Consider the following 12891-nt stretch of genomic DNA (forward strand, 5'->3'; position numbering starts at 1 on the left):
TCATTCCAGGTGAACCGGGCGGCGCGCGGGAGGCCCAGCCACCGCGCGGCGCGCTGACACCGCACACTCACCCTTCGACCCCGGCGGTGGACCGCCGCCGGGGAGCAGGCCGGCCCGAACGACCGACAACCCCGCGGGCCGGCGGTCCAAGGCCCCCGGCTCCCACCGGCGCGCCCTCCCGCCGCTCCGGTCAGGGGCTGGCGACCAGCCGGAGGTCCGCTTCGATCCCGGCGGCGCACTGCCGGAGGCGCGGCACCATGTCGCGCAGTTCGTCGAGGGTGCGGGTGCCCGTACTGGCGGCGATGTTGGCGGCGGCTATGAGGGCGCCGGACCGGTCGTGGACGGGGACCGCGACCGCCCGGAGGCTCTGGTTCAACTCCTTGTCGGCGATGCAGTAGCCATCCTCGCGGACCGGTTCGATGATCGTTCGGAGTTGTTCGGCGCTGCGGACGGTGCGGTCGGTGAAGGGCTGGAACTCGACGCGTTCCAGATAAGCCTGGAACGCCTCCTCGTCCAGCCCCGCCAGCAGCACCCGGCCCATCGCCGTGGCGTAGGCGGGGAATCGGGACCCGACGGGGATGGACACGGTGACCATCCCGCCGACGGGGACGCGCGCGACGTGCACCACGTAGTCGCCGTCGAGTACCGACAGAGCGGTCGTCTCCTTCACGTCACGCATCAGGTCCGTCAGGTGCGGCTCGGCGATCTGCGGCGTGGAGAGCGCCCGCAGGTAGGCGTGGCCCAGTTCCAGGGTCTTGGGCGTGAGGCCGAACTGCGCGCCCTCGATCCGCACGTAGCCGAGCCGGTGCAGGGTCAGCAACGAACGTCGTACCGCCGCCCGCGAGAGGCCGGTGGCCTTGGCCACGTCGCTGAGCGAGCGGGAGGGGTGTTCGGCGTCGAACACCTTGATCACCTCAAGACCGCGCGCCAGCGACTGGACGAAGTCCGAATCCCCAGGCGCCTCTTCGAGCAGTGCCATGCCTCATCTCCCGTTCCAACAGGTTCGACGAATCACTTTCCCACACCCGCGGGAACCCTCCGGGCTCACCAGGAGCGCTCTGTACGTATAGCGCACAGTCGTGCGTACGTCTAGCGCACAGGTGTTCAGAACTGTATGGTGCCGTTCAACGCACGTCGGACCCCTTGGTATGGGTCCCCATTTGTATGGAGGAACGGTGGAGTTCCCGATTATGCGAAGAAGAACGGCATTGGCCGGAGCGGCCGGGCTGGCCCTCTCCCTCACCGCCTGCGGCAGCGGCAGCTCCTCGGCGGGCGCCCCGTCGTCGAAGAAGCCGACGACCGTCAAGGCCGGGTTCATACCGGTGATCGACGTCGCCGCGCTCTACCTGGGGCAGCAGCAGGGCGTCTTCTCCGACAACGGCCTCAAGTTGGACATCAAGACCGCCCAGGGCGGCGCCGCGCTGGTGCCGCCGGTGGTCAGCGGGCAGTACCAGTTCGCCTTCAGCAACGTCGTCTCCGTGCTGTCCGCCCGGAGCAAGGGCCTGCCCCTGAAGATCATCGCGGCCGGATCGAGCTCGACCGGTACGGACGGCAAGGACGTCACGATGATCCGCGTCCGCAAGGACAGCCCGATCCGGACGGCGGCCGACCTCGAGGGCAAGAGGGTCAGCGTGAACACGCTGAACAACCTGCTCCAGATGCTCGGCGAGGTGGCCGTCACCGCCGCCCGCGGCAACCCCGACAAGGTCAAGTTCGTCGAACTCCCCTTCCCCGACGCGGTCACCGCGCTGAAGAAGGGCGAGATCGACGCCATGGTCACCGCCGAGCCGTTCGACGCCATCGCGGCCCAGGCCGACACCCGGGTCATCGCCTCGCCCTACCTGGAGATGGCCAAGGAGAGCCTGACCACCTCGGTCTACTTCACCTCCGAGGACCAGCTGAAGAAGAACCCCGAACTGTTCACCGCGCTCAAGAAGGCCATCGACGCCTCACTGACCTACGCGGACGGGCACCCGGACGAGACCCGGGCGCAGCTCTCCTCCTTCATGACGATCGACCCCGACATCGTCCAGAAGGTCACCCTGCCGACCTACTCCCCCGAGATCCCGCGGACCTCCGTCGAGGCGTTCGTGAAGGCCGCCACCCAGTACGGCCTGATCGACCGCACGATCTCCTACAACGACCTCGTCTGGTCGGGGACGGCCGGCTGACATGGCGACCAGGCTCCGCAGCGACCTGCCGGCCGGCACCTCCCGCTGGGCCGTCCGGAGGGCGGAATGGCGGTCGCTGGGCATCACCGACGAGGAGATGGCCCGGCCCAAGATCGCCATCGTCAACTCCTCCTCCGACCTGGCGGCCTGCTTCGCCCACCTCGACGGCATCGTGCCCGTCCTCAAGGAGGCCGTCCGGGAGGCGGGCGGTCTGCCCTTCGAGATACGGACGGCCGCCCCGTCCGACTTCGTCACCAGCGCCGGCGCGGGCGGCCGCTACGTCCTGCCCACCCGGGACCTGATCGTCAACGACATCGAGGTGGTCATCGAGGGCGCGCTGCTGGACGGCATCATCTGCCTCAGTTCCTGCGACAAGACCGCTCCCGCCCACATCATGGCGGGCGGCCGTCTCGACGTGCCCACCCTGCTCGTCGCCTGCGGCTACCAGCGCAGCGCCCTGTACGAGGACGGCGGCCCGGACATCGAGGACGTCTTCCTCCACGCCGGGCACACCGCGCTGGGCCGCACCTCCGCCGAGGACCTGCTCGCCATGTCCGAGAGCGCCATCCGCGGCCCGGGGGTGTGCGTCGGCATGGGCACGGCCAACACCATGCACATGGCCGCCGAGGGGCTCGGGATGACACTTCCCGGCACCACCCCGACCCGGGCCAACGGCACCACCATGTGGGACGCCGTCCGGGCGGGCGGCCGCCGCATCGTGGAGATGGTCCACGAGGGCCTGACCGCCCGCTCGGTGCTCACCCCGGCCGCCGTCCGCAACGCCGTGACCCTGATGCTCGCGGTCGGCGGTTCGATCAACTCCGTCAAGCACCTCCAGGCCATCGCCGTCGAGGCCGGACTCGACCTGGACGTGTGGAGGCTCTACGAGGAACTGGCCGACAAGGTCCCCGTCATCACCGCCGTACGCCCCAACGGTCCGCATCTCATCGAGCAGTTGGACGACGCGGGCGGCACCCGGGGCGTCCTGGCGGCCCTGGCCCCGCTGCTCGACCTCGACACCGTCGGCGCCACCGGCCGGCCCCTCGGTGAGCTGGTGGCCGAAACGCCGGCTCCCGACCCGGAGTTCATCCGGCCGCTGACCGACCCCTTCTCCCGGCGGCCGTCGATCGTGATCCTGCGCGGCTCCCTGGCCGCGGAGGGCTCGATCGTGAAGCTCCCCGTCGACGAGGAGCGCGCCACCCACTTCCGCGGCCCGGCCCGCTGCTACACCTCGCGGGAGGCCGCCGTCGAAGCTCTCGCCGCCGGCGAGGTGCGGGAGGGCGATGTCGTGGTGCTCCGCGGCATGGGCCTGCACGGTGGCCCCGGCATGGCCATGGCCTCGGCGTTCGTGTTCGCCCTCGACGGCGCCGGACTCGGCGAGAAGGTCGCGGTGGTCACCGACGGACAGCTGTCCGGCCTGGTCAACAAGGGCATCGTGGTCGGCGAGGTCTCCCCCGAGGCCGCCACCGGCGGACCGCTGGGCCGGGTCAGGGACGGCGACATCATCAGCATCGACCTCGACGCCCGCACCGTGGACCTGGAGGTCCTCCCGGAGACGCTGGCCGACCGCGAGGTCGCCACCGCCGAGACCCTCCGCACCCCCGGCTGGCTGGCCGCCTACGACCGGACCGTCACCTCCCCCGCCTGCGGCGCCGTCCTGGCCCGCGGTGAGTGTCCCGTCAGGTCCGGACCGACCTCCGGAGGAAGCCGATGAAAGCACCCCAGGCGGCACCGCCGGACCGGGCGGCACCGCGCGGGCGGTCCAACCGGCCCCGTGTCGCGCCGTTCATCGGGATCGCGGTCGCCGTACTGATCGCCGAGATCGTCCCGCGCTCCGGACTCGTCGCGGACGGCGCACTGCCGCCGCTGAGCGCCGTGCTGGCGGAACTCGCCCACCAGGCCGGCCACACCACGCTGTGGGAGGCGCTGGGCCGCACGGTCCGCACCTGGGCCATCGGACTCACCGCGGCGGTGGCCGCCGGGGTCGCGGCCGGATTCGTCATCGGACTGGTACCGCTGCTGCGCGCCATCACCTCGTCCACCGTCGAGTTCCTCCGGCCCATCCCCTCGGTCGCGCTCATCCCGGCGGTCATCCTGGTCTTCGGCACCGACTTCCAGTCCGGCGTGGTGCTCATCGTGTACGCCGGCTTCTGGCAGGTGCTCGTGCAGGTCCTCTACGGCATCCAGGATGTCGACCCGGTGGCGTACGACACCGCCCGCTCCTACCGCTTCGGACTCTGGGCCCGGGTACGCCACGTGGTCTGGCCGACCACCCTGCCGTTCGTGTTCACCGGGATCCGGCTGGCCGCCTCGGTCTCCCTCGTGCTCGCCATCACCGGCGAACTCGTCATCGGCACCCCGGGCATCGGGCAGCTGATCTCGGTGGCCCAGAGCAGTGGGGCCACCACCCCGATGTTCGCCTTCGTCCTGCTCACCGGCGTACTCGGAACGCTGGTCAACATCGCTTTCCGGTTCGCGGAGCGTGCCGCGCTCGGCTGGCACCCCTCCGTCCGGCGATCGGAGGGTGCCCGATGAGCCTGCTGCGACGCTCCCTGCTCGTCCTCGGCCTGCCCGCCGCCCTCATCGGGCTCTGGTGGCTCTCCAGCGCCGGCAGCACCAGCTACTACTTCCCCCCGCTGTCGGACATCCTCGACCAGTTCGGCCAACTGTGGCTGTCCTCCCGGTTCACCAGCGACGTCGTGCCCAGCATGGTGCGGCTGCTCGCCGGGTTCGCCGTCTCCGCGGTGCTCGGCGTGGCCCTGGGCATCGCCCTCGGCCTCACGGACTCGCTGCGCCGCGGCGCAGAGCCGGTGCTGGAGTTCGTCAGGGCCGTACCACCCACCGTGCTCGTCCCGGTCATCGCGATCTTCGCGGGCATCGGCGACGGATCCAAGATGCTGGTCATCGTCTCCGGCTGTGTGTGGCCGGTCCTGCTGAACACGGTGGAGGGCGTCCGCGCCGCGGACGAGGTCATGGTCGACACCTGCCGCGTCTACCGCGTCAGCGGGGCCGCCCGACTGCGCCACATGGTGCTCCCCGGCGCAGCCCCGCAGATCGCGGCAGGGCTGCGGCAGTCCCTGTCCATCGGGCTGATCCTCATGGTCATCGGCGAGATGTTCGCCGCCACCAACGGACTCGGCTTCAGCATCGTGCAGTTCCAGCGCACCTTCGCGATCCCACAGATGTGGAGCGGCATCATCCTGCTCGGCCTCATCGGGTTCGTGCTGTCCGCGCTGTTCACCATCGTCGAGAAGCGGGTCCTGGTCTGGTACCTGGGCCTGCGCGAGTCACAGAGGAGGAACGGCTGATGACCGACATGGTCACCGTCAGGGGCCTCAACAAGGTGTACGAGTCGGCGGGGCGCCGCGTCGAGGCGATCGGCGACATCACTTTCTCCGTCGCGCGCGGCGAGTTCGCCTGCATCGTCGGACCGTCCGGCGCCGGCAAGACGACCCTGCTGAAATGCCTCGCCGGGCTGCTCTCCCCCACCGCGGGCGAGGTCCGCGTCGACGGCAACCCGGTGACCGGGCCACCGCCCGGCATGGCCGTGGTGTTCCAGGAGTACGGCCGCAGCCTCTTCCCCTGGAAGACCGTGCGGCAGAACGTCGATCTGCCGCTGCGGCAGAAGGGCCTGTCCAAGGAGCGGCGGGAGCAGTTGGTCAGCGAGTCCCTGGCCGCCGTCGGCCTCGCCGACAGCGGCCACTCCTACCCCTGGCAGCTGTCCGGAGGTATGCAGCAGCGCGTCGCCATCGCCCGGGCCATCGCCTACGAACCGCAGGTGCTGATCATGGACGAGCCGTTCGCCGCCGTCGACGCCCAGACCCGCGCCGACCTGGAGGACCTGGTGCGCTCCCTGTGGCAGTCCCTCGGCATCACCACGCTCTTCGTCACCCATGACATCGACGAAGCGGTCTACCTGGGCGAGCGTGTGCTCGTCCTGTCCGCCTCACCCACCCACGTCCTCGATGACGTCCGCATCGACCTGCCCGCCGACCGGGACCAGGTCACCAGCCGTTCGACCCCCGAGTTCGCGGAACTGCGCACCAGGGTCCACAGCGGCATCCAGGACGCCAAAGCAGGCCGTCGCGCCACCGGAGCCGCCGCATGACCGCCTACTTCGACGAGGGCACCGGCGCCCCGGTGCTGCTCTCCGCCTCTCTCGGGACCACCGCCGCGATGTGGCTGCCCCAACGGGAACGCCTGCGCGACGGGCACCGCGTCGTCAGCTATGACCACCGCGGCCACGGCGGTTCTCCGGCGCCCGAGGGCCCGTACCGCCTGGCCGACCTCGTGGCCGACGCCGTGGCCCTGCTCGACTCCCTCGGTATCGAATCCGCCGATGTCGTCGGGGTCAGCCTCGGCGGCACCGTCGGACTCGCCCTGGCCGCCGACCACCCGGACCGGGTCCGCAGTCTCGTCACCGTCAACTCCCCCGTCTTCGCAGACGACCCGGAGTTCTGGCGGCGGCGCGCCGCCGCCATCCGGGAAGAGGGCATGTCGGTCGCCACCGCCGGTCTGCTGGGCCGCTGGTACGCCCCCGAGGTCGCCGCCGCCCCCACCCCCCTGGTCACCGAGACCGTCTCGGGGGTCGAGCGGCTCGACCCGGAGGGTTATGCCGCCTGCTGCGAGGCGATCGCCGGCACCGACCTGCGCGATCGGCTCGCCGCCGTCCACTGCCCGGTACTCGCCGTCAACGGCCTCGCCGACGCGGTCGTCCCCGCCCACCACGCGGATGCCATCGCCGGCGGTGTGCCGGGCGCCCGCCGCATCTCCCTGCCCGGCGCGGGACACCTGCTGACCCAGGAGGTCCCCGACCAGTTGCACGCCCTGCTCACCGAGCACTGGGCCACCGCCGACCAAGCCCCCGGAACCAACAGAGAGGCCGCTCCGTGAACGCCTTTGTCACCGAACCCGCCCGCGAGACCCCGGTGCTGGGCGAGTGGGAGGTCGTCGTCCTCGGCGGCGGACCGGCCGGACTCGCCGCCGCCACGGCCGCGGCCCGCGCCGGCCGGAGCACCCTGCTGGTGGAGAAGAGCGGCTACCTCGGCGGCGCCGGCACCGGGGGCGGCCTCTCCACCTTCTGCGGCATGTACTCCAACGTCCACGGCGAGCACGTGCTGACCGTGCGCGGCCACGCCACCGAACTGCTGGAGCGCATCGACCGGCTCGGCGGCCTGCGCGCCCCCCACCTCTCCTTCGGGGAGCGGGTCCAGGCGCAGGCGTACGACATCCCCGCCTACCGCAGCGCGGCCGACGACCATGTGCTCTCCTCCGGCGCGGAGTTGCTTTACCACGCCTTCGCGGTCGGAGCGGTCACCGGCGAGTCCACGGTGGACGGAGTGGTCGTCGAGTCCAAGTCCGGCCGCGGTGTGCTGCGCGCCCGGATGGTCATCGACTGCTCCGGCGACGGCGATCTGCTCGCCTGGACCGGCACGGCGCACGAGAAGGCCGATCCGCGGGGCGACATGCTGTACCCGTCCACGATGTTCCGCATCAACGCCGTGGACGACGAGCGCGCCGGACCGGCCTGGAAGATCCTGCCCCGGCTGATGGACGAGGCGGTCGCCGCGGGCCGGCCCCGTTTCCCCCGTCGCGGGGCGATCGTCCGTCCGCAGCGCGACTCCATCGAGTGGCGGGCCAACGCCACCCAGCTGCGCAACCCCGACGGCAGCGCTGTGGACGGCACCGACGTCTGGCAGCTCACCCACGGCGAGGTGCAGGGCCGAGCGCAGGCCCAGGAGGTGTTCGGGTTCATACGGGAGAACCTCCCCGGCTTCGAGTCCTCCTACATCGTCGACATCGGCCCGGAGATCGGCATCCGGGAGACCCGCCGACTCCTCGGCCGGTACGTGCTGACCGAGGAGGACGTCCGCTCCTGCGCCCGTTTCGAGGACTCCGTCGGCCTCAACGGCTGGCCCGTGGAGGCGCACGTCGACGGGGACGTCGAGATCCGCTGGCCCTACGGCGACGACCCGGTCGGCTACAACCAGCTGCCCTACCGGATGCTCGTCCCCGCCGAGGGCCCAGGGAACCTGCTGGTCGCCGGCCGCTGCGCCTCGATGACCCACGGCGGCCAGTCCGCTGCCCGGGTGGCGGGGCCGTGCTTCGCCATGGGGCAGGCCGCCGGCACCGCCGCCCACCTCGCGATCGAGGACGACGTGACGACCGCCGACGTCTCCGTCGCGCGGCTGCGTACACATCTGGAGGGAGAGGGAGCGTGTCTGACGCTGTGAGGCCGACGTGCTGCTGACCCCGGAAGACGAACGCATGCTGGCCGGCGAGCAGGGGCCGGCTGTCGCCGCGGCCCTCGAACTGCTCGTGCGATACGGCGAGTTGATGGGCGCCGAACGGCTTGTGGACACCGACAACGTGTGCGGCGCCAACCTCTTCGGCCCCCGCCACAGCCGGGTCCTCGGCACCACCGACCCGGCCGCGCTGTTCTCCCGGTACTCGCTCGACCTGGACACCACCGTGGACGTGCCGCCGTTCCGGGCGCACAGCTGCACCCAGGTCATCGGGCCCCGCGACCGGGACCGCTGGGAGATCCAGGGCATCACCCGGGAGGACGCCGACGCGATGGAGGAGAGCGAGCGCTATCTCGCCGAGAAGGGCGTGGACCTGCTGTCGACCTGCACTCCGTACCAGGTGGGGAACGTCCCCCGGTTCGGTGAGCACTGCGCGTGGATGGAGTCCTCCGCGGTCGTCTACATCAACTCGGTGCTCGGCGCACGCACCAACACCGAGGGCCGCGAGTCCTCGGCGGCGTCCATGCTCACCGGCCGCACCCCCTACTGCGGCTACCACCTTGACGAGCACCGCCGGGCCACCCACCTCGTCGAGGTCCGCCACCCGGTGGTCACCACGGAGGACTGGAACATCCTCGGCTACTGGGTGGGAGAGCAGGTCCAGGACGCCGTCCCGGTGCTCACCGGTCCGGGGCTTCTGGACCCGGCCGGCGCGCCGACACCGGTACGGCTCAAGCAGTTCGGTGCGGCGGCCGCCTCCTCGGGCGACGTCGAGATGTACCACCTGCCGGGGGTCACCCCCGAGGCCCGGAGCGTGGCGGAGGCACTGGGCGGGCGGGACGCCGCTTCAGTCTCCGTCTTCGACGCCGCCGCCCGCGCCGAGACGGTGGCGTCGCTGTGCCGGACGGCCACCGACCGCGAAGTGGACTTCGTCATGATCGGCTGCCCGCACGCCTCACTGGAGCAGGTCCGCGAGGTGGCCCGGCTGCTCGACGGCCGGCGCCTGGCGGACTCCACCGCCCTGTGGGTCTTCACCCCGGGGGCGCTGCGTACGGTCGCGGAACGCAGCGGCTACGTCGCGGCGATCGAGCGGGCCGGCGGCCGGGTGCTGTCCGACACCTGCCCGGCGATCGCGCAGTTCCTGCCGCCGGGCACCCGGGTGTTCGCCACCGACTCCGCCAAACAGGCGCACTACCTGCCCGCGATCATGGGCGTACAGGGCTGGTTCGGCAGTGTGCGGAGTTGTGTGACCGCGGCCCTCGACGGGCGGTGGCCCGATGCCTGAACTGCTGCGTGGCCGGGGGGTCGTGCCCGGCCGGGCGAGCGGGCCGGCGCTGGTGTGCACCGCTCCGCTGTCGGGCTGGGGCGGGATCGACCCCCGGAGCGGCACAATCGTCGAGAGCGGCCACCCCCAACACGGGCGGAGCGTCGCCGGGACCGTTCTCCTGCTCCCCGGTGCGAAGGGGTCGTCAGGCTGGTCCGGGCAGTTCCATCTCGCCAAGCTCCAGGGCACGGCGCCCCGGGCCATCGTGTTCACCCGGATGAACAGCAAGCTCGCCCTGGGGCTGGCCGTCCTCCGGGTCCCGGCCGTGACCGGTCTGGTGACCGACCCGGCGACGATCCGCACCGGGGACCTGGTGGAGGTGGACGGCACCGCCGGCACAGTACTGATACGACGGGAGGACTGAGGACGTGGAGACGCTGCGCATCGACGGACGGGTGGTCCTGGTGACCGGGGCTGCGAGTGGGATCGGCAACGAGATCGCCCGTGCCTGCGTGCGGGAGGGCGCTGTCGTCCATCTCGCGGACGCCTCGGAAGCGGTCCACACCGCGGCCGAGCAGCTGGCCGGGGCCGGTTCCGGGACGGCCGTCCCGCACCGGTGCGACGTGACCGACCCGGAGGCGGTCCGCGGTCTGGTGGAGGGCGTGGTCGCGGCCTCGGGCCGGCTCGACGTCGCGTTCCTCAACGCGGGCCTCAACGGTGTTCCCGCACCGCTCCAGCCCGGCGGCGCGATCGACGAACTTCCGTTCTCCTCGTGGCGCCGGGTCATGGACGTCAACCTCGACGGGCTCTTCCACTGTCTGCAGCAGTGCGCGCGGGTCATGAAGGAGCAGCGGTCGGGCAGCATCGTCGCCACCGCCTCCACGGCCGGCCTGCGGGCGGAGCCCCGGGTCAGCTATCCGTACGTCGTCTCGAAGGCCGCGGTCGTCGGCCTGGTCCGCCAGGCTGCTCTGGAGCTCGCCCGGTTCGGTGTCCGCGTCAACGCGCTGGCGCCCGGGCCGGTGGTCACCAACATCGGCGGCACCGGACCCCGGCCCGCGGCCAGCGTGGCCGCCTGGGAGGACTCCGTCCCGATGCGGCGTTGGGGCCGACCGGCGGACGTCACCGGGCTCGCCCTGCTGCTGGCTTCGGACGCGTCCTCCTGGATGACCGGCGGCACGCACGTCGTCGACGGCGGTGCCTCAGCCCTGACCCAGGTGCTCAGCGACGCGCTGCCCGCTCCGGACGCCGGGGATCGGTGACGGCCGTCCGGCCTTGGCCCCCGCGGACGGGAAGCAGGCGAGGGCCGCTCCCGGGGAGTCTTCCCGGGAGCGGCCCTCGCCTGCTCACTCAGCGGTCAGGGGCGACCGTGCGGGCGCACGACCATCGCCGATCCACCGCCCCGGCGCTCGGTCTCCGCCGCGGCGAGCCAGCGTCCGTCCGGCATCCGCTGCACTCCCGTGGCGGCACCGATCTCCGAGGACTGCCCGAACTCGTGGCCCAAGCCCTCCAGGCCTTCCCGGACCGGGGAATTCCACAGTCCGGGCTCGATGTCGGTCTTGGCCGCGTTCCGCTGGCTGGCGCGCGGCGCCGCGATCGCGTCCACCAGCGGCATACCGCGGTCCAGGTGGTTGGTGAGGGTCTGCGCGACGGTGGTGATGATCGTCGCCCCGCCCGGTGAGCCCACGGCCAGCAGCGGCTCTCCGTCCCGGAGGACGATCGTCGGCGACATCGAGGAGCGGGGCCGCTTGCCCGGGCCCGGCAGGTTCGGGTCCGGGGCCTCCGGGTCGACCGGGGTGAAGGAGAAGTCGGTCAGCTCGTTGTTGAGCAGGAAGCCCCGGCCCGGGACCGTGATGCCGCTGCCGCCGGTCTGCTCGATGGTGAGGGTGTAGGCGACGACGTTCCCCCACTTGTCGGCGGTGGTGAGGTGGGTGGTGTCCCGGCCCTCGTAGGTGGTCGCCACCGCCGGGCCACCGGTCCCGCAGGCCCGCGGCCGGTGCGGGTCGCCCGGCGCCACCGGGCTCTCCAGCACCGCGTCCTCCTTGATGAGGCAGCCCCGGGCGTCAGCGAACCGCTGCGAGGTGAGTGCCTTGGTCGGCACGTCCTCGAAGGCCGGGTCGCCGACCCAGCGGCCCCGGTCGGCGAAGCTGATCCGGCTCGCCTCGACGAACCGGTGCAGGTACTGCTCCTCGCTCAGCGACGACACATCGGAGCGTTCGAGGATGTTGAGGATCTCCGCCACCGTGGTGCCGCCGGAGGACGACGGGGCCATGCCGTAGACGTCCAGGCCGCGGTAGTCGGTGTGGCTCGGAGCCTGCCGCTTGGTCCGGTAGCCGCGCAGGTCGCCGGTGGTCATGTCACCCGGCCGCACCTGGTGCTCCTGGTCCGGGCCGACCGGCGGCTGCCGCACGGTGTCGACCACTTCGCGGCCGAGTGCGCCGCGGTAGAACAGGCCGGTGCCCTTCTTGCCGAGTTCGGCGTAGGTGCGGGCCAGGTCGGGGTTCTTGAAGGTGGAGCCGACCACGGGCAGTTCCCCGCCCGGGAGGAAGAGGTCGACGGTGGCGGGGAAGTTCCGGAAGCGCTCCTCGTTGTCGGCCGTCTGCTGCCGGAAGGTCTCGTCGACCGTGAAACCGTCCCGTGCCAGCCGCTCGGCGGGCTTCAGGTTCTGCGCCAGGGACTTGCTTCCCCAGGCGTCGAGCGCGGCGTCCCAGGTGGCGGCCGTTCCCGGAGTCCCCACCGAGAGCCCGCTGGTGACCGCCTCATCGAAGGCGATCGGCTCGCCGTCCTCCAGGAAGAGCGTCTCGTCCGCGCTGCCCGGTGCGGTCTCCCGTCCGTCGACGGTGTGCACCTTGCCGCTCTTGGCGTCGTAGTAGACGAAGTAGCCGCCACCGCCGATGCCCGCCGAGTACGGCTCGGTGACCCCGAGAGCGGCGGCCGTCGCCACCGCGGCGTCCACCGCGTTTCCACCGCGCCGGAGGATCTCGATGCCGGCGGCCGAGGCGTCCGCGTCCACGCTGGCGACCGCGCCGCCGTAGCCGACCGCCACCGGCGACTTGGCCTGCCGGGCGTGCGGGACGGAGTCGGCCGCCGGCGCCGCCGCGGCGGTCACCGCCAGCACGGCCGCGCCGGCGGCCAGCAGTGGCGCGTTTCGTAGGACAGGGCGGTGCATGCGTACCTCCTGTGGGGGGATCAGTGGAAGCGCAGCCTAACGGCG

12 protein-coding genes are annotated in these 12891 nt (G+C 71.9%); 10 read left to right on the forward strand and 2 right to left on the reverse strand.

Annotated elements, in window-relative coordinates; genetic code table 11:
• Positions 1–190: 190 nt before the first annotated feature.
• Complete coding sequence (locus tag BGP73_RS06090; protein ID WP_069812421.1) at positions 191–979, reverse strand: IclR family transcriptional regulator domain-containing protein; 789 nt, start codon at positions 977–979, stop codon at positions 191–193.
• Positions 980–1190: 211 nt separating this feature from the next.
• Between BGP73_RS06090 and BGP73_RS06095 the strand changes: the two genes are divergently transcribed.
• From BGP73_RS06095 to BGP73_RS06140, 10 genes are read left to right on the forward strand one after another with little or no spacing between them, the layout of a single operon-like run.
• Positions 1191–2171, forward strand: a complete 981-nt coding sequence (locus BGP73_RS06095) for an ABC transporter substrate-binding protein (RefSeq protein ID WP_069812422.1) — start codon at positions 1191–1193, stop codon at positions 2169–2171.
• A gap of 1 nt (position 2172) precedes the next feature.
• The gene (locus BGP73_RS06100) at positions 2173–3885 is read left to right on the forward strand and encodes a dihydroxy-acid dehydratase domain-containing protein (RefSeq protein ID WP_069812423.1); all 1713 of its coding nucleotides are present in this window, start codon (positions 2173–2175) and stop codon (positions 3883–3885) included.
• Entirely contained in the window at positions 3882–4706 is an 825-nt protein-coding gene (locus BGP73_RS06105; protein WP_079127246.1) for an ABC transporter permease, read from the forward strand. The genes BGP73_RS06100 and BGP73_RS06105 overlap by 4 nt, the downstream gene beginning before the upstream one ends.
• On the forward strand, positions 4703–5479 hold the full coding sequence (locus tag BGP73_RS06110) for an ABC transporter permease (RefSeq protein WP_069812424.1): 777 nt from the start codon (positions 4703–4705) through the stop codon (positions 5477–5479). The genes BGP73_RS06105 and BGP73_RS06110 overlap by 4 nt, the downstream gene beginning before the upstream one ends.
• Entirely contained in the window at positions 5479–6279 is an 801-nt protein-coding gene (locus BGP73_RS06115; protein WP_069812425.1) for an ABC transporter ATP-binding protein, read from the forward strand. Before BGP73_RS06110 ends, BGP73_RS06115 begins: the two co-directional genes overlap by 1 nt.
• Entirely contained in the window at positions 6276–7064 is a 789-nt protein-coding gene (locus BGP73_RS06120; protein WP_069812426.1) for an alpha/beta fold hydrolase, read from the forward strand. Before BGP73_RS06115 ends, BGP73_RS06120 begins: the two co-directional genes overlap by 4 nt.
• Positions 7061–8404, forward strand: a complete 1344-nt coding sequence (locus BGP73_RS06125) for an FAD-dependent oxidoreductase (protein WP_069812427.1) — start codon at positions 7061–7063, stop codon at positions 8402–8404. Before BGP73_RS06120 ends, BGP73_RS06125 begins: the two co-directional genes overlap by 4 nt.
• A gap of 7 nt (positions 8405–8411) precedes the next feature.
• Complete coding sequence (locus BGP73_RS06130; protein WP_069812428.1) at positions 8412–9701, forward strand: aconitase X; 1290 nt, start codon at positions 8412–8414, stop codon at positions 9699–9701.
• Positions 9694–10104: an aconitase X swivel domain-containing protein gene (locus BGP73_RS06135; RefSeq protein ID WP_069812429.1), complete on the forward strand. Its 411-nt coding sequence runs from the start codon at positions 9694–9696 to the stop codon at positions 10102–10104. The genes BGP73_RS06130 and BGP73_RS06135 overlap by 8 nt, the downstream gene beginning before the upstream one ends.
• A 4-nt stretch (positions 10105–10108) precedes the next feature.
• Positions 10109–10939 (forward strand): SDR family NAD(P)-dependent oxidoreductase, encoded by an 831-nt coding sequence (locus tag BGP73_RS06140; protein ID WP_069812430.1) that lies wholly within the window; start codon positions 10109–10111, stop codon positions 10937–10939.
• A 95-nt stretch (positions 10940–11034) separates the two neighbouring features.
• Here the strand turns inward: BGP73_RS06140 and ggt are convergent, their stop codons facing one another.
• Positions 11035–12846: a gamma-glutamyltransferase gene (gene ggt / locus BGP73_RS06145; RefSeq protein WP_069812431.1), complete on the reverse strand. Its 1812-nt coding sequence runs from the start codon at positions 12844–12846 to the stop codon at positions 11035–11037.
• Between the last annotated feature and the right edge of the window lie 45 nt (positions 12847–12891).

Source organism: Streptomyces sp. TP-A0874, from assembly GCF_001748085.1.
Lineage (GTDB): Bacteria > Actinomycetota > Actinomycetes > Streptomycetales > Streptomycetaceae > Streptomyces.

Excerpts from the sequence above, each read along its gene's own strand:
- BGP73_RS06090 (WP_069812421.1), bottom strand. The coding sequence starts at position 979 with ATGGCACTGCTCGAAGAGGCGCCTGGGGATTCGGACTTCGTCCAGTCG.
- BGP73_RS06095 (WP_069812422.1), top strand. The coding sequence starts at position 1,191 with ATGCGAAGAAGAACGGCATTGGCCGGAGCGGCCGGGCTGGCCCTCTCC.
- BGP73_RS06100 (WP_069812423.1), top strand. The coding sequence starts at position 2,173 with ATGGCGACCAGGCTCCGCAGCGACCTGCCGGCCGGCACCTCCCGCTGG.
- BGP73_RS06105 (WP_079127246.1), top strand. The coding sequence starts at position 3,882 with ATGAAAGCACCCCAGGCGGCACCGCCGGACCGGGCGGCACCGCGCGGG.
- BGP73_RS06110 (WP_069812424.1), top strand. The coding sequence starts at position 4,703 with ATGAGCCTGCTGCGACGCTCCCTGCTCGTCCTCGGCCTGCCCGCCGCC.
- BGP73_RS06115 (WP_069812425.1), top strand. The coding sequence starts at position 5,479 with ATGACCGACATGGTCACCGTCAGGGGCCTCAACAAGGTGTACGAGTCG.
- BGP73_RS06120 (WP_069812426.1), top strand. The coding sequence starts at position 6,276 with ATGACCGCCTACTTCGACGAGGGCACCGGCGCCCCGGTGCTGCTCTCC.
- BGP73_RS06135 (WP_069812429.1), top strand. The coding sequence starts at position 9,694 with ATGCCTGAACTGCTGCGTGGCCGGGGGGTCGTGCCCGGCCGGGCGAGC.
- ggt (WP_069812431.1), bottom strand. The coding sequence starts at position 12,846 with ATGCACCGCCCTGTCCTACGAAACGCGCCACTGCTGGCCGCCGGCGCG.